We start from the raw sequence: 15,064 nt of genomic DNA, 5'->3' as shown, positions 1-15,064 counted from the left end.
GCCGCGGCGCTAGCATGACCGGGTGAGCAGAGCGGGGGGCAGCGACACGTCGACGCCGGGCGCGGGCGTGGGTGGTTCGGCGGGAGGGCGCTCGTCGGCCCGGCCCTTCTGGGGCCACCCGTCGGTGACCAACCCGTTCCGGATGCCGGAGCGCGGCACCCCGCACTCGGTCTACCCGGTGCCCCGGGGCGACCGCTCCCGATCCCTGCTGCGGCGCCTGTCGGTGCCCGGGCTCACCTTCGGGCTGGTCATGCTGTGGATCGCGCTCTCGCCGAGCCTGCTCCCCCGTGCGTGGTGGATGACGGCGGTCAACGTCGGCGTCTCGCTCGCCTTCGGGTACGTCGTGGGCGACCTGCTCGGTCGCCTCGTCGGCTGGTTCGCGCGCCGCACCGACCTCGTCCTGCGCATCAACGCCCGGTCGGACTGGGGCCTGCGCACGGGCTGGCAGCTGCTCCTCGTCGTGGTGAGCGCAGGGGTCTGGGCCTACGGTGTGCGCCAGCAGCAGGTGATCGCCGACCTTATCGGGGTCCCTTCAGGTGGCCACCTCAGCCAGCTCCTGGGGCTGCTCGCGGGGATGGTGATCTTCGCCGTGCTGCTGCTGGCCGGGCGGGCGGTGGTCCAGCTGTGGCGGGGCGTCCGCCACCTGGTCCGGCCGGTGATCCCGCACGTCGTGGTGCCCGTCGTGGCGGCCGCGCTGGTCCTCGGGGCGCTCTGGCTGGTGAGCGACCAGGTCATCTACCGCCGCGGGATGAACTGGGCGCTCGGCAACGCCCAGCAGCTCAACGCGCAGCCTCCCGAGGGTCGCGAGGTCCCCACGGAGCCCGAGCGCTCGGGAGGCCCAGGGTCGTTCGAGGCGTGGGAGTCGCTGGGCCGCGACGGCCAGGCGTTCGTGGCGGACGGGCCCAGGGCGGCGGACATCGAGGCTGCCACGGGAGAGGCTGCCCGTGAGCCGGTGCGCGTCTACGCCGGAAAGGAGGAGCACGACGGCGTCGAGGAGGCCGCCGACGCCGCAGCGGCGGAGCTGGTGCGGGCCGGCGGGCTGGACCGGTCCGTGGTGCTGGTGAGCACGTCGACGGGGACAGGCTTCGTGCAGGAGTGGTCGGTCCAGGCGCTCGAGTTCCTCACGGCGGGCGACGTGGCGACCGTCTCGGTGCAGTACAGCTACTTTCCCAGCGCCCTGGCCTACCTCTCGGACCGGACCACGCCTCCGGAGGCGGGGCGGGCCCTCTTCGACCGGGTCGAGGCGCTCGTGCTGGCGCTGCCGGAGGACGAACGGCCGCTCCTCCTCGTCAGCGGTGAGTCGCTGGGGTCCTTCGGCGGGCAGGGTGCCTTCGACTCCGCGGACGACATGCTGGCCCGGGTCGACGGCGCGGTGTGGACCGGCACCCCGCGCTTCAGCCCGCTGTGGTCCAGCCTGACCGAGCAGCGGCGCGAGGGAAGCCCCGAGATCGCACCGGTGGTGGACAACGGTCGGCACGTCCGCTTCGCCACGCGGCCCGAGGAGCTGGTGCACGACTTCTACGGGGGCCCCTACGTGGAGTGGGAGGAGCCGCGCATCGTCTACGGTCAGCACGCGTCCGACCCGATCATCTGGTGGTCCCCCGCGCTGCTGTGGGCCGAGCCGGACTGGTTGCGCGAGCAGGTGGGCCGTGACCTGTCACCGGCGCTGGACTGGGCCGCGTGGGTGACCTTCTGGCAGCTCGCCACCGACATGCCGCTGTCCGTCGAGGTGCCGCCAGGCCACGGCCACGAGTACAAGGACGAGATGGTGCCGCTGTGGGCGGGGGTCCTGGGGATGGATCCCACAGCCGACTACTCCCACATCGTGGACGGGATCGAGGAGATCCTCATCCCGCGCTGAGGCGGGCGCGGGTGGTCGCCCTCACGACGTGCCCGTGGCCCTCATCGGCTGGAGTGCACCGGTGATGACGACCTGGTCGGGCGTCAGCCAGGGGGAGACGATCTCCCGGACCGCGTCGACCGAGGCCTGGTCGGTGACCACCACGCCGACGTCCAGCAGGCCGGTGACGCCGCCGGAGCCGGACGACAGCAGCCCCACCTCCTCGAAGCGGGCCGACAGCGCCTCCTGCGCCGCGCGCAACCGGTCCTGGGTGGGCAGGTCGCGCTCGACCACGCACAGGCCTCCGGACCAGACCTCGCGCAGCTGGTCGTGGGCCTGCTCGGGGTCGCTGGTCACGACCACGTTGTAGAGGTGGGAGCCGTCCGAGACCCAGGAGGTGACATAGCCGTCCAGGTCCTCCAGCGCCGTCCTCAGGGCCTCCTGCTCGGCCTGGTCGGGGGGACCCTCGGCACCGTCGCGGTAGGGGTCGTCGCACAGCTGGGGGAAGGCCGGCTCCTGCGGGGCGGGCACGGCATACCCCGGTGGCGGACCGGTGCTGATGGCCCGCGCGAGGGTGAAGGACCCGGTGTCGCCGTCGTCGGCGTCGAAGGTGCCCACGGCGAAGACGGGGTCGTCGGTCCAGGTGACGGTCCCAGATCGCTGCTGCGAGACGTCGTCCCACGAGAAGTCGCCCCTGAGCACCGGGCCGTCGCACTGGGGCGGGTAGGACTCGGCGACGCCGCCGAGGCAGATCTCGACGCGTTCGGGTGCGGTCTGCATGAGGATGCCGTGGGCGACGAGCTCCTCCCCCGGCCGCACGATGCGCACGTGCGTCCCGGCCGGGTCCTCGTCCGTGGAGGGCGCGGCCGGAGTGTCGGTCGCCGACCCGCAGGCGCCGAGGACGAGCGCCCCCGCGCTCAGCCCGACGAGCAGCAGGGTGGTGCACGGGGCGGAGAGCCCTGCCCTATGTCGGTGGCGCATCGTCCCATCCTTCCAGCGTCCACCCCGTCTGTGTCGGGGCGGGCGCCGGTGCTGCGCTGCAGCGCTCAGAGGGTCAGCCCGACGAGGACCGGCTCGTTCACCAGGCGTACCCCGAAGGCTGCCTCGACCCCGTCACGCACCTCGCGGGCCAGCGCGAGGACGTCTGCGGCGGTCGCGCCCCCGCGGTTGGTCAGCGCCAGGGTGTGCTTCGTCGACAACCCCGCCGGACGCCCGTCGAGCGTGCCGTGCCCCTTGGCGAACCCGGCCCGGTCGATGAGCCAGGCGGCGGACGTCTTGATGCGGTCCTGCGGTGCCGGGAACTCGGGAGGGGTCGGCCCGTCAGCCCCGAGCCGGTCCAGCGCACGAACCCGCAGCTCGGCCATCTGCGGCGCGGTGAGGATCGGGTTGGTGAAGAACGAGCCGCAGCTCCACGTGTCGTGGTCGGCGGCGTCGAGCACCATGCCGCGACGCCGTCGCTGGTCGAGGACCGCCGAGCGAGCCTCGCCGAGCGGGACCCGCTGCCCCAGCTGCACGCCGAGGCCGTCCGCGAGCGCGGCATACCCCACGGGTTGGGACATCTCGGTGGGGCGCAGCGAGAAGGTGACGGTGAGCACGACGTAGCGCGGCGTCACGGCGCCGGCGGGTACATCGGGGCCGAGCATCGACTCCTTGAGGAGCGAGTGGCGGTAGGAGAACTGCAGGTCGCCGGCAAAGAGGGTGCGGACCCGGGCCTCCTCGCGGTCCCACACGCGGACCTGGGCGACGGTCTGCGCGACCTCCTGGCCGTAGGCCCCGACGTTCTGGACCGGGGTGGCGCCCGTGGCGCCGGGGATGCCCGAGAGGGCCTCGATGCCGGACCAGCCGTGCTCGCAGGCGTGCGCGACGACGTCGTCCCACACCTCGCCCGCCGCGATCGTGGCCGTGACACCACCGCAGGCCGAGTCGTGGGGGACCTCGATCCCTCGGGTGGCCACGTGCACGACCGTGCCCGGGAAGCCGGCGTCGGCGACGAGCAGGTTCGAGCCGCCCCCGACGACGAGCAGCGGCTCCCCGGCCGCGTCCGTCTCCCGGACGGCCTCGATCAGCTCGGCCTCGGTCGTGGCGGTGACCAGACGGCGGGGAGGCCCGCCGACGCGCATGGTGGTGAGCTCGGCGAGCGGCTGCGTCATGCGCGGACCACAGCCTGGCAGCGGCCGAGGACCTTCTCCCCGCGGCACGTCGCGGTGAGCTCGAGCATCTGCGTGCCGGCGGCCTCGTCGGTCTTCCTCACCACGCCCTCGACGAGCACCTCGACGGTCTCGTCCTCGGGGACGACGACCATCCCGGTGAACCTCGTGGCGCACGACAGGATGCGGCCGGGGTCACCGCCGACGTAGGCGGTGACCACGTCGAGCGCGGCGCCCATCGTCCACATGCCGTGCGCGATGACGTCGTCCAGGCCGACGGAGCGGGCGAAGCCGGAGTCCTGGTGGATCGGGTTCTGGTCCCCCGATGCGTCGGCGTAGGCCACGAGCCGGGCGCGGTCGACGGTGACCGTGCGGCGGAGTGCGCCGGGAACCGTGGTCGGCCCGGACGTCATGACCCGCCCCTGACGACGATCGTCGACGTCACGGTGGTGACGGGCTGCCCGGCGGCGTCGGTCAGCTCCACTCGGGTCGACACCATGCCGTGCCCGCCCGCCTCGCGCATGGTGTCGACGTGGAGCACCCCGCTCAGGGTGTCTCCGGCGACGACCGGACGGTGGTGGACGAACCCCTCCTGGCCGTGGACGACGCGCGAGAAGTCGATGCCCGCGACCGGGTCCTGGACCAGCTGCGCCTCGCACCGCTGGGCCAGCGAGACCGCGAAGGTCGGGGGCGCGACGACGTCGGCGTACCCCAGCGAGCGAGCGGTCTCGGGGTCGCGGTGCGCCTGGTTCGTCGAGCCGATCGCGTCGGCGAAGGCGACGATCTCCTCGCGGGTCACGGGGAACGGACCGGCAGGCGGGTACTCCCGGCCGGCGAAGTCGGGGTTGACGGGCATGCGGGTCAGCCTATCGGGGCGGCCCCGCGACCCCGTCCGGGAGACGAGGGGCACCGGCTACCCGGGGAAACGCCGAGGGCCGCCACCCTGTCTGGGTGACGGCCCTCGGTCTGACGTGGTGTCAGCGGGTCTCGCGGTGCGGGGTGTGCTTGCCGCAGCGGGGGCAGAACTTCGCCATCTCGAGCCGGTCGGGGTTGTTCCGACGGTTCTTCTTGGTGATGTAGTTGCGCTCCTTGCACTCCGTGCACGCCAGGGTGATCTTGGGGCGGACGTCGGTGCTCTTGGCCACGATGCAACCTGCTCTCGAAAAATTCGGTGGACTGTGCGTTGTCGGGTAGCGGGAGCGGGGCTCGATCCCGCGACCTCACGATTATGAGTCGTGCGCTCTAACCAGCTGAGCTATCCCGCCTCGAGGAGGCGACCGAGGGCCGCTCCCAGCGAGCCCCCAAACGGAATCGAACCGTTGACCTTCTCCTTACCATGGAGACGCTCTACCGACTGAGCTATGGGGGCGGACTGTGGTTCCTGCCGGTCATGATTGACCCGCAGGCAGCGAGAGGCAACTTTACACGACGGGGTCGGACACCTCCAAAACGACGTCCCCGACCCCGCCGCGCAGGAAGGTCAAGGCCTGCTGACCTGCAGGAACAGGTGTCTGCTCGCGGCGTCGCGGGAGGTCACCGCGAGCGCGCCCACGCCGTCGGTCACGCCGCCCCGGAGGACGACGGTGGACGGGAGGAGGATCGGCTTGACGAACTGGGCGTCCACCGTGAAGGCGTCGACGAGCCGGGGCTGGACCGCGGCCAGCGCGCGGGCGTGCGTCCACATGCCGTGCGCGATCGCGCGGGGGAAACCCAGTGCCTTGGCGGTCAGCGCCGTGAGGTGGATCGGGTTCGCGTCGCCGGAGACACCGGCGTAGCGGCGACCCAGGTCCGCCGGCAGCCTCCAGGTGGCGAGCTCTGTCTGCGGTATGGCGAGCTGGGGGGCGTCGGGGCCGGGGGCGCCGGGGCCGGGGCCGGGGGCGCCGGGGCTGGGGCTGGGGGGCCCTGCCTCCGCACCTCGCCCCCTGGCCAGGTAGGTGCTGCGCCCCTCCCAGACGACCTCGTCGCCGACGCGGACCTCGCCGACCAGGTCGACCGTGTGGCCCTTGCGGTGCGGGGCCAGCGTGTCGGTCCACGTGGAGAGGATGAGCTCCTCCTCCACCCGGACCGGACGGTGCTGGGTCATCGCGTTGGCGACGTGCACCAGGCCGACCATCGGGAACGGGAAGTCACGCCCGGCCATCAGCTGCACCTGCAGCGGGAAGGTCAGCACGTGCAGCCAGGTGGCCGGGAGGCGGTCCGACAGGACACCCCCGGTCACCTCGGCGTAGTCGGCGAGGCGTCGGACGTCCTGGCGGACCCCGGTCATCATGAGCCGGTGGGTCGGCAGCGGCGCCGTGGCCCCCGCCCGGCCGCGGCTGGTGGCCACGGCCCGGGCGAAGAGCGCCGGGATGCTTGGCGGGGCGTCGACGAGGCGGACGTCGAGGTCGCTCACCTCAGGCCCCCAGCTGGGACTGGCCGCACACGCGCAGCACCCGGCCGGTGACCGCGGCCGTGGCGGGCTGGGCGAACCAGGCGATGGTCTCGGCGACGTCGACCGGCCGTCCACCCTGCTGCAGGGAGTTGATGCGCCGTCCGATCTCGCGGGTCGCCAGCGGCACCCGGGCGGTCATCTCGGTCTCGATGAACCCGGGAGCCACGGCGTTGACGGTGATCCCGCGTCGGGCGAGCCGCTCGTCGGCGCCCATGGCGCGGACGAGGCCGATGACGCCTGCCTTGGAGGCGGCGTAGTTGGTCTGGCCCCGGTTGCCGGCGATCCCCGACGTCGAGGCGACCCCGACGACCCGACCGCCCTCGTCGAGCCCGCCGGGCAACGACGCGTCCAGCAGGACGTCGTTGATCCGGATCTGGGCGGCGAGGTTGACCTCGAGCACGCTCCCCCACCGCTCCTCGTCGGTGTTCGCGAGCAGCTTGTCACGGGTGATGCCCGCGTTGTGCACGATCGTGTGGATCCGGGCCGCGTCGCCGAAGCGCTGCGCGACGTGCGCGGCGACGCGCTGCCCCGCGTCCGGGGCGGTGATGTCCAGCTGGAGGGCGGTGCCGCCGATCTTGTTGGCGACCGACGACAGGCCCTCGCCCGCGGCGGGCACGTCGACCGCGACGACCATGGCTCCGTCCCGGGCGAACACCTCCGCGATGCCGGCACCGATGCCGCGACCGGCGCCCGTCACGACGACCACCTGGCCCTCGAACGGGCGCTCAGAGCTGATCTCGCTGACCCGTCCCTCGGCGGCGTGCCCGACGTGCAGCACCTGGCCGGCGACGTAGGCCGAGCGTCCCTCGAGCAGGAACGACAGGGTCGAGGCGAGGTCCGTCGGCGTCGTGGGCTCGTCCGTGAGCAGGTCGACCCGCACGAGGTTGGCGGTGGCACCGCCCCGCAGCTCCTTGCCGACGCTACGGACGATGCCCTCGAGGGCCTGCTGGGTCGCGACGGCGGTGGGTGCCCCGGCGGTCTCCGGCTCGACGCCGACGACCACGACGCGGCCCGAGGTCTCGACCGCCTTCATCGCCGGGCGCAGCAGGCCGCGCACGGTCTCCAGGTCGGCGATCGCGGTGGCCGAGGTCGCGTCGATGACGAGCGCGCCGATCTTCGCGGGGTACGGCGCGGGCACCTGGCGGGTCTCCCCGTCCTCCGTGGTCTCGGTGACCCGGGTGGCCGCGGTGTCGACGAGCGCGTCCTGGGGGAGCACCGCCAGCAGGGCGAGCGTCTCGCGCACGAGCGACGGGGTGCCGCCCGCCGCACCGAGGACCACGGGGCCCTGCGGCAGGGTGCGCCCCCGGCGCAGCCGCGCCGGCTGGGGCAGACCCAGCTGCTTGGTGACGGTCCGGCCCCAGCCGGTCGAGGCGAGGTTGGTCAGGAAGTCGGACATGTCAGCATCCCTCCAGGATCGCGACGACACCCTGGCCGCCGGCGGCGCAGATCGAGACGAGACCGCGCGAGCCCGGACCCTTCTCGTGCAGCAGCTTGGCCGTCGTGGCCACGATACGGCCGCCGGTGGCGGCGAACGGGTGACCCGCGGCGAGCGACGAGCCGTTGACGTTGAGCTTCGCCCGGTCGATCGGACCCAGCGGCGCGTCCAGGCCCAGGCGGTCGCGGGCGAAGTCCTCGCTCTCCCAGGCAGCCAACGTCGCCAGCACCGTGGAGGCGAAAGCCTCGTGGATCTCGTAGTAGTCGAAGTCCTGCAGGGTCAGCCCCTGGCGCGCGAGGAGGCGCGGCACGGCATACGCCGGCGCCATGAGCAGGCCTTCGTCGCCGCTGACGTAGTCCACCGCCGCGACCTCGGCGTCGACGAACCGCGCCAGCACGGGCAGCCGTCGCTCCTGCGCCCACTGCTCGCTGCCGAGGAGGACGACAGCTGCGCCGTCGGAGAGGGGCGTCGAGTTGCCGGCGGTCATGGTGGCGCCCTCGCCCTTGCCGAAGACCGGCTGCAGCGCCGCGAGCTTCTCGACCGAGGTGTCGGGCCGCAGGCCCTGGTCGCGGGAGAGCCGGAGGAAGCCGGTGGCGAGGTCGTCGAAGAACCCGGAGTCCCACGCGCGCGCCAGGTTGTGGTGGCTGGCCGCGGCCAGCTCGTCCTGCGCCTCGCGGGTGATCCCCCACTCCTTGGCGGTGCGGGCCTGGTGCTCGCCCATGGACAGGCCGGTGCGCGGCTCGGAGTTGCGCGGGGACTCCGGCGCGAGGTCTCCGGGTCGGATCGTGGCGAAGGCCTTGACCCTGGCCATCGGGGTCCTCGCGTGGCTGGCCGTGAGCAGCGCCTTGCGCAGCCCCTCGCCGACGGCGACCGGTGCGTCGCTAGCCGAGTCGACACCGCCGGCGACGCCGGACTCGATCTGGCCGAGGCGGATCTTGTTGGCGACCTGGATGACGGTCTCCAGGCCGGTGCCGCAGGCCTGCTGCAGGTCGTAGGCCGGCGTGGTCGGGTCCAGTGCGGAGCCGAGCACGACCTCGCGGGTCAGGTTGAAGTCGCGCGCGTGCTTGAGCACGGCACCTGCGGCGACCTCGCCCATCCGCTCGCCCGCCAGCCCGAAGCGGGCGACGAGCCCGTCCACCGCGGCGGTGAGCATGGACTGGTTGGAGGCTGCGGCGTACGCGCCGCCCGCCTTGCCGAACGGGATCCGGTTGCCGCCGACGACGACGGCGTCTCGGAGGGTGGGCTGGTCGGTCATCGACACTCCTCGGGTGCGGGGGCGTGCACAGCGGCGCGGGTATGCGGTGCGCGTCGTGGTGGGCAGGACGCGCAAACTATCCGCTACCGACTGTAGCCGATACACGCCGTACGCGATACCCTGTCGGTCATGAGGAACACCCTGCCCGTGCCGACGACGCTCCCCAGCGGTGCGCGCGACGGCCGAGACATGCGCTGGGAGGCCCACCGTGCCCGGCGGCGGCGGCAACTGGTCGAGGCGGCCCTGCGCGCCATCCGCAAGCACGGACCCGGCGTAGGCATGGACGAGATCGCCGCCGAGGCGGCCACGAGCAAGACGGTGCTCTACCGCCACCTCGGTGATAGGACCGGCCTCTACCGGGCCGTCGTCGCGGCGGTCGACGAGACGATCCTGGCCGACCTGACCGTGGCCAGGGCAAGCAACGGCGACGTCGTCTCGCGCATCGAGGCGATGGTCCGCTCCTACCTCGCGCTGGTCGAGCGCGACCCCGCGATCTACCGCTTCGTGGTGACGCGCCCGCTCGAGACCCACGACGGCGACCCCGCGGACCCGGTCCACCAGATCACCGACCGGATCGCCCACCAGCTCACCACGACCGTGCACGAGCACCTCACCGCGACCGGTCGCGGCGTCGACGCCGACCGGCTCGCCCCGGTGTGGGGGCACGGGATCGTCGGGCTGGTGCGCTCGGCGTCCGAGCACTGGCTGGGGCAGGACAGCACCGACCCGGCCTCGCCACCCGTCCTGTCCGCCGACGACGTGACCGCCGCCGTCGTCGACCTCATCCGCCCCGCCCTGCGCGGGGCGCGCCAGACCTGACCGCTGCCCCGTACCTGCCCGAGAAGCCCAGCCTCACCCGCCACCCGGAGGACGACGATGACCACCCACGGCCAGCCCGACACCCAGACCCGCACCGACGTCCACGTCGACACCGACCTGCCGATGCCGGCCCCCGCCACCCGGGCGGCGACGACGGTCAGCACCACGGAGCAGCTCACCGTCCTCGGCGCCTCGCTCCGCGCCTCGACCGGCGGCCGCTACGGGCAGGTGCGCGACCACGTCCGCGCCACGGTCCCTGCGGAGCTCATGGTGCGCGACCCCGCGATGACGGTGCCCGAGGCGCGCGAGTGGACGCGGCGCACCGTCCGCGAGCTGGTGGGCCACGGCCTGGCCGGCAGCGGCTTCCCGGTCGCCCAGGGCGGGCTCGACGACGTGGGCCGCTCCTGCGTCGACTTCGAGATGACCGCCCACGGAGACCTGTCCGCGACCGTGAAGTCGGCCGTCCACTTCGGCCTGTTCGGCGGCGCCGTGACCTCGCTGGGCACCACCTGGCACCACGAGACCTTCCTCCCGGAGACGATCACCCTGGAGCGCGTCGGGTGCTACGCGATGACCGAGTTCGGGCACGGCTCCGACGTGGCGTCGCTGGAGACGACGATCACCTACGACCCCGACACCGACGAGCTCGTCGTCCACTCCCCCACCGCGTCGTCGGTCAAGACCTACATCGGGGCGGCCGCGGAGGACGCGCAGATCGCCGCCGTCTACGGCCAGCTGGTCGTCGACGGCACCGGCCACGGCGTCCATGTCGCCCTCGTGCCGGTCCGCGACGAGGACGGGCAGCCGGTGACCGGCGTGACGCTGGGCGACAACGGCGCCAAGGGCGGGCTCGCCGGCGTCGACAACGGGTGGATCCGCTTCAACCAGGTGCGCGTCCCCCGGAGGATGCTGCTCGACCGGTTCGGGGGCATCGACGACGAGGGCCGCTACGTCTCCGAGATCGACAGCGACAGCCGGCGGTTCTTCACGATGCTCGGCACGCTCGTGCGGGGACGCGTGTGCGTCGCCGCCGGGGCCGCGGTCGCCAGCCGCAAGGGCCTGTCGGTCGCCACCCGCTACGCCCTGCGCCGCCACCAGTTCACCCGCCCGGGGGACGGGACCGAGGTCGTGCTCCTCGACTACCTCGCCCACCAGCGCAAACTGCTGCCGGCGATCGCCACCGCCTACGCGCACACCTTCGCCGTCAACGAGGTCGTCGAGCGGCTCCAGGAGCTGCACGAGCAGCCGGGCAAGGACCAGGTCGCGCAGCGCGAGGTGGAGACGCGGGCCGCGGGGCTCAAGGCCCTCACCACCCGCTTCGCCAACGACACGCTCCAGGTATGCCGTGAGGCCTGCGGCGGGGCCGGGTACCTGGCCGAGAACGGGCTGACGGTGCTGCGCGGCGACGCGGACGTCTTCGCCACCTTCGAGGGCGACAACACGGTGCTGCTGCAGCTGGTCGCCAAGGGCCTGCTCAGCGGCTACAAAGAGATGTTCGGCGACCTCGACACGCGGGGGATGGTGCAGTTCGCCGCCCGGTCCTTCGGCGGTCAGGTCGTCGAGGCGACGTCGGCCAGGCCGCTCGTGAGCCGGCTCATCGCGGCGGCCGCCCGCCGGTCCGAGGCGGACACGCTCCTCGAGCGCGGCTGGCACCTGTCGATGTTCGTCGACCGCGAGCGCCACGTCCTGGAGACCTTGGCCACCCGGTTGCGCCGCGGAGCCAAGGACGAGGACTCCTTCCGGGTGTTCAACGACGCTCAGGACCACGTGCTCCTCGCGGCCCGCACCCACATGGACCGCGTGGTGCTCGAGGCCTTCGTCACCGGCATCGAGGAGTGCGGCGACCCGCAGACCCGGGACGTGCTGGAGCGGCTGTGCACCCTCTACGCGCTCAGCTCCATCGAGGCCGACTCCGGCTGGTTCCAGCAGCACAACCGCATGTCGGCCGGCCGCTCCAAGGTGGTCACCGCGCAGGTCAACAGGCTGTGCGGCGAGCTGCGCCCCCACGCCCTCGGCCTCGTCGAGGGGCTGGGAGTGCCGGAGGCCTGGCTCGGGTCGCAGATGCTCGTCGACGCCGAGCGGTGGACCCCGGGGGCCACCGTCGGCTGACGTCAGGCCCCGGCCACGGCCCCGAGGGCGCGGGCGGTGATGAGGTCGGCCAGCTGCTGGGGCTCGCTCCACATCGGCCAGTGTCCGGTGGGCAGGTCGACCAGCCGCAGGGCCCGGTGCTCGAGGAGCCCAGCGAGGAACGGCGCACCCTGCTCGGCGTAGGACCGGTAGTCGGCCGACGTGAACGCGGTGCACACCACGGTGCCGGGCACGTCGAGCCGTCGGTCGTCGTGGAGCGAGACCTGCTCGCGCAGCGTCGCTGCCGGCTGCGGAACGGCCCGGTCGCGGAAGGTGGCCAGCTGCTCCTCGCTCAGGCCCCTCATCGAGCCCTGCTCCAGCTCGTCGTCCCACTGGGCGGACAGCGGGTGCTCCGAACCCTCCGCAGCCGGGTCCATGGCGTAGCCGTCGACGACCGGCGCCGTGTCGACCCAGACGACGTGTGCCACCTCGTCGACGAGCCGGTCGAGGGCTGCGGTCGCGGGCACCGCTGCGCCGCTGTGCGCGACGAGGACGGTGCGGGTGCCCGGCGGCGCTGCGGCGATAGCCTCCTCGACGGCCCGGACGTGGTCCTCGAGCGTGACGGCGCCGCGGTCCGGGTGGTCGGTCTCCAGACCGGGGAGGGTGAGGGCCACCGGGTCGAGTCCCTGCTCGCGCAGGTGGTGGACGACGTCGTCCCAGGCCCAGGCACCGAGCCAGAAGCCAGGGACGAGGACGACGTGCGATGGCATCGTGGGACCGGGCGGGATCTCGCTCATGGGAGGAGCATGCACCCACCTGCGGACCGGTTGTGTCCGCGATCTCTGCCACGCTGGGCTGCATGACCGACACGACCGCGCGCGTCCTGCAGCTGCTGGGCCTGCTCCAGGGGCGCGCGATGTGGACGGGGCCCGAGCTCGCCGACCGGCTGGGCGTGACCACGCGCAGCGTGCGGCGTGACGTCGAGCGGCTGCGACAGCTGGGCTACCCCGTGCGGGCGAGCACCGGCGTCGGCGGCGGCTACCAGCTGGGGGCGGGCGGCAAGCTGCCGCCGCTGCTGCTCGACCCGGAGGAGGCGGTGGCGGTGACCGTGAGCCTGCGTCTCGCCGCGGGGGGCTCGGTCACGGGGGTCGAGGAGTCGGCCCTGCGGGCCCTGGCCAAGCTCGACCAGGTGCTGCCTGCCGCGCTGCGCAGCGAGGTGGAGGCGATCAGCCAGGCGGTGGTTGCCGTGGCGGGGGTCTCCGCCCCCGTCGAGGCCCGGCTGCTGAGCACCGTGGCGCGCGCGTGCCGCGACCACGTGCTGCTCGACTTCGCCTACCGGGCGCGCGACGGGGCGGAGAGCACCCGGCGCGTCGAGCCCTACCGGGTGGTGGCCATGGGCCGGCGGTGGTACCTGCTCGCGCTCGACCTGGAGCGGGACGACTGGCGCTCCTTCCGCCTCGACCGCGTCGAGCCCGCCTCGGCGCACGCCACGACGCTGCGGTTTCCGCCCCGACCAGCGCCCGACCCGGTCGAGTACGTGCGCGAGTCGGTGCTGCGCTCCCCCTACCGCTACGTCGCACGGCTGCGTCTGCACGCCCCGCTGGACGAGATGGCCGCCCGTGTGCCGCAGAACGCCGGGCTGCTCACCGACCTGGGCGACGGCACGTGCCAGCTGGAGACAGGGGCGGAGACGCTCGACTACCTCGTCGGCGAGACCCTCTGGCTGGACGTCGCGTTCGAGGTCCTCGACCCGCCCGAGCTCCGGGACAGGGTGCGGGAGCTGGGCGGACGTCTCCGCGCAGCCGTTCCCTGACGATGCGACCTCCCCGCCGCACTCAGCCCTGGCGGGCCTCCGCGATCACCTCGGCGAGCGCGTCGGTGATGATCGTCAGCTCCTCGGCGGTGATGGTCAGCGGCGGGGCCAGGCGGATCGTGGAGCCGTGGGTGTCCTTGGCCAGGACGCCCTTGCTCGCCAGCCCCTTGCACGCCGCCTTGCCGGTCATCAGCTCGGGGTCGATGTCGACGCCGGCCCACAGCCCGCGCACGCGCACCTCGCTCACGCCGTGGCCGATGAGCGCCTCGAGGGAGTCACGGAGCTGGCCCTCGAGGGTCGCGGCGTTCTGCTGGTGCTCACCAGTGGCGAGCAGGTCGCAGACGGCCTTGCCGACGGCCGCGGCCAGGGGGTTGCCGCCGAACGTGGATCCGTGGGTGCCGGGGGTGATGACGCTCATGACGTCGGCGTCGGCGGCCACCGCGGAGACCGGGACGATGCCGCCGCCGAGGGCCTTGCCGAGGGTGTAGATGTCGGCCTCGACGCCCTCGTACTGGCAGGCCAGCGTGGTGCCGACCCGGCCGAGGCCGGCCTGGATCTCGTCGGCGATCAGCAGCACGTTCGTGTCCGTGCACAGCTCGCGCAGCCCGGGCAGGAAGCCCTCCTTGGGGATCTTCACGCCCTGCTCGCCCTGGATCGGCTCGACGAGCACCGCCACGGTGTTCTCGTGGATCGCGGCCTCGATGGCGGCCAGGTCGCCGTAGGGCACGGAGACGAAGCCCTGGGTGTAGGGGCCGTAGTGGTCGCGCGCCTCCGGGTCGTCGGAGAAGGAGATGATGGTCGTCGTGCGGCCGTGGAAGTTGCCGTCCATGACGATGATCTCGGCCCGGTCGTGCGCGACGCCCTTGACGAGGTAGCCCCACTTGCGGGCGATCTTGAGCGCGGTCTCGACGGCCTCGGCACCGGTGTTCATCGGCAGGATCATGTCCTTGCCGACGAGCTCGCCGAGCGCGGCGCAGAACGGGCCGAGCTGGTCGTTGTGGAAGGCCCGGCTGGTCAGCGTCGACTTGTCGAGCTGGTCTTTGGCGGCCTTCACCAGGGCGGGGTGACGGTGCCCGAAGTTGAGCGCGGAGTAGCCGGACAGCGCGTCCAGGTAGCGGCGGCCCTCGACGTCGGTGACCCAGATCCCCTCGGCGTGCTCGACCACGACCGGCAGCGGGCTGTAGTTGTGGGCAGCGACCTTGTCCTCGAGGTCGATGAAGTCCTGGTTTGTCGACAGCTCAGTCATGCGCGTCATCC

General features: G+C 73.0%; 14 protein-coding genes and 2 tRNA genes. 4 read left to right on the top strand and 12 right to left on the bottom strand.

Annotated elements, in window-relative coordinates; translation table 11 throughout:
* Positions 1–22: 22 nt before the first annotated feature.
* Positions 23–1,861: an alpha/beta hydrolase gene (locus ACI3ET_RS12945; RefSeq protein WP_405033471.1), complete on the top strand. Its 1,839-nt coding sequence runs from the start codon at positions 23–25 to the stop codon at positions 1,859–1,861.
* A 21-nt stretch (positions 1,862–1,882) separates the two neighbouring features.
* On the opposite strand, the gene ACI3ET_RS12940 is transcribed toward ACI3ET_RS12945, so the two are convergent.
* From ACI3ET_RS12940 to ACI3ET_RS12895, 10 genes are all read right to left on the bottom strand, one after another.
* Positions 1,883–2,821 (bottom strand): hypothetical protein, encoded by a 939-nt coding sequence (locus ACI3ET_RS12940; RefSeq protein ID WP_405033470.1) that lies wholly within the window; start codon positions 2,819–2,821, stop codon positions 1,883–1,885.
* Positions 2,822–2,886: 65 nt separating this feature from the next.
* On the bottom strand, positions 2,887–3,990 hold the full coding sequence (locus ACI3ET_RS12935) for a UDP-N-acetylmuramate dehydrogenase (protein WP_405033469.1): 1,104 nt from the start codon (positions 3,988–3,990) through the stop codon (positions 2,887–2,889).
* Positions 3,987–4,400, bottom strand: coding sequence for a MaoC/PaaZ C-terminal domain-containing protein (locus ACI3ET_RS12930; protein ID WP_405033468.1), 414 nt, complete (start codon positions 4,398–4,400; stop codon positions 3,987–3,989). The genes ACI3ET_RS12935 and ACI3ET_RS12930 overlap by 4 nt, the downstream gene beginning before the upstream one ends.
* Entirely contained in the window at positions 4,397–4,843 is a 447-nt protein-coding gene (locus tag ACI3ET_RS12925; protein ID WP_405033467.1) for an FAS1-like dehydratase domain-containing protein, read from the bottom strand. Before ACI3ET_RS12925 ends, ACI3ET_RS12930 begins: the two co-directional genes overlap by 4 nt.
* Positions 4,844–4,964: 121 nt before the next feature.
* Positions 4,965–5,132 carry a 50S ribosomal protein L33 gene (gene rpmG, locus ACI3ET_RS12920; protein WP_303373740.1) on the bottom strand — a complete coding sequence of 56 codons (168 nt, stop codon included), beginning with the start codon at positions 5,130–5,132 and terminating at the stop codon, positions 4,965–4,967.
* A 46-nt stretch (positions 5,133–5,178) separates the two neighbouring features.
* Positions 5,179–5,252 (bottom strand) — tRNA-Met (locus tag ACI3ET_RS12915).
* Positions 5,253–5,283: 31 nt separating this feature from the next.
* Positions 5,284–5,356 (bottom strand) — tRNA-Thr (locus tag ACI3ET_RS12910).
* A gap of 111 nt (positions 5,357–5,467) precedes the next feature.
* Positions 5,468–6,379 (bottom strand): MaoC family dehydratase, encoded by a 912-nt coding sequence (locus tag ACI3ET_RS12905; RefSeq protein WP_405033466.1) that lies wholly within the window; start codon positions 6,377–6,379, stop codon positions 5,468–5,470.
* Between the two features lies 1 nt (position 6,380).
* Positions 6,381–7,814 carry a 3-oxoacyl-ACP reductase gene (locus tag ACI3ET_RS12900; protein ID WP_405033465.1) on the bottom strand — a complete coding sequence of 478 codons (1,434 nt, stop codon included), beginning with the start codon at positions 7,812–7,814 and terminating at the stop codon, positions 6,381–6,383.
* 1 nt (position 7,815) lies between these two features.
* Positions 7,816–9,108, bottom strand: coding sequence for an acetyl-CoA C-acetyltransferase (locus tag ACI3ET_RS12895; protein ID WP_405033464.1), 1,293 nt, complete (start codon positions 9,106–9,108; stop codon positions 7,816–7,818).
* 129 nt (positions 9,109–9,237) lie between these two features.
* Here ACI3ET_RS12895 and ACI3ET_RS12890 point away from each other — a divergent pair, with 129 nt between their 5' ends.
* Positions 9,238–9,927, top strand: coding sequence for a TetR/AcrR family transcriptional regulator (locus ACI3ET_RS12890; RefSeq protein WP_405033463.1), 690 nt, complete (start codon positions 9,238–9,240; stop codon positions 9,925–9,927).
* A gap of 57 nt (positions 9,928–9,984) precedes the next feature.
* Positions 9,985–12,036: an acyl-CoA dehydrogenase family protein gene (locus ACI3ET_RS12885; RefSeq protein ID WP_405033462.1), complete on the top strand. Its 2,052-nt coding sequence runs from the start codon at positions 9,985–9,987 to the stop codon at positions 12,034–12,036.
* 2 nt (positions 12,037–12,038) lie between these two features.
* On the opposite strand, the gene ACI3ET_RS12880 is transcribed toward ACI3ET_RS12885, so the two are convergent.
* Complete coding sequence (locus ACI3ET_RS12880; RefSeq protein WP_405033461.1) at positions 12,039–12,791, bottom strand: alpha/beta fold hydrolase; 753 nt, start codon at positions 12,789–12,791, stop codon at positions 12,039–12,041.
* 62 nt (positions 12,792–12,853) lie between these two features.
* Between ACI3ET_RS12880 and ACI3ET_RS12875 the strand changes: the two genes are divergently transcribed.
* A complete protein-coding gene (locus tag ACI3ET_RS12875; RefSeq protein ID WP_405033460.1) occupies positions 12,854–13,807 on the top strand; it encodes a helix-turn-helix transcriptional regulator in 954 nt (317 codons plus the stop codon).
* 22 nt (positions 13,808–13,829) lie between these two features.
* On the opposite strand, the gene rocD is transcribed toward ACI3ET_RS12875, so the two are convergent.
* Positions 13,830–15,053: an ornithine--oxo-acid transaminase gene (rocD, locus tag ACI3ET_RS12870; RefSeq protein ID WP_405033459.1), complete on the bottom strand. Its 1,224-nt coding sequence runs from the start codon at positions 15,051–15,053 to the stop codon at positions 13,830–13,832.
* Positions 15,054–15,064: the final 11 nt, after the last annotated feature.

Source organism: Ornithinimicrobium jinqii, from assembly GCF_045032595.1.
In the GTDB taxonomy this organism is placed as follows: Bacteria; Actinomycetota; Actinomycetes; order Actinomycetales; family Dermatophilaceae; genus Ornithinicoccus.
This window is presented reverse-complemented; position numbering and strand designations above follow the sequence as displayed.

Excerpts from the sequence above, each read along its gene's own strand:
- ACI3ET_RS12925 (WP_405033467.1), bottom strand. The coding sequence starts at position 4,843 with ATGCCCGTCAACCCCGACTTCGCCGGCCGGGAGTACCCGCCTGCCGGT.
- ACI3ET_RS12885 (WP_405033462.1), top strand. The coding sequence starts at position 9,985 with ATGACCACCCACGGCCAGCCCGACACCCAGACCCGCACCGACGTCCAC.
- ACI3ET_RS12930 (WP_405033468.1), bottom strand. The coding sequence starts at position 4,400 with ATGACGTCCGGGCCGACCACGGTTCCCGGCGCACTCCGCCGCACGGTC.
- ACI3ET_RS12935 (WP_405033469.1), bottom strand. The coding sequence starts at position 3,990 with ATGACGCAGCCGCTCGCCGAGCTCACCACCATGCGCGTCGGCGGGCCT.
- ACI3ET_RS12900 (WP_405033465.1), bottom strand. The coding sequence starts at position 7,814 with ATGTCCGACTTCCTGACCAACCTCGCCTCGACCGGCTGGGGCCGGACC.
- ACI3ET_RS12940 (WP_405033470.1), bottom strand. The coding sequence starts at position 2,821 with ATGCGCCACCGACATAGGGCAGGGCTCTCCGCCCCGTGCACCACCCTG.
- ACI3ET_RS12875 (WP_405033460.1), top strand. The coding sequence starts at position 12,854 with ATGACCGACACGACCGCGCGCGTCCTGCAGCTGCTGGGCCTGCTCCAG.
- ACI3ET_RS12890 (WP_405033463.1), top strand. The coding sequence starts at position 9,238 with ATGAGGAACACCCTGCCCGTGCCGACGACGCTCCCCAGCGGTGCGCGC.
- rocD (WP_405033459.1), bottom strand. The coding sequence starts at position 15,053 with ATGACTGAGCTGTCGACAAACCAGGACTTCATCGACCTCGAGGACAAG.
- ACI3ET_RS12880 (WP_405033461.1), bottom strand. The coding sequence starts at position 12,791 with ATGAGCGAGATCCCGCCCGGTCCCACGATGCCATCGCACGTCGTCCTC.
- ACI3ET_RS12895 (WP_405033464.1), bottom strand. The coding sequence starts at position 9,108 with ATGACCGACCAGCCCACCCTCCGAGACGCCGTCGTCGTCGGCGGCAAC.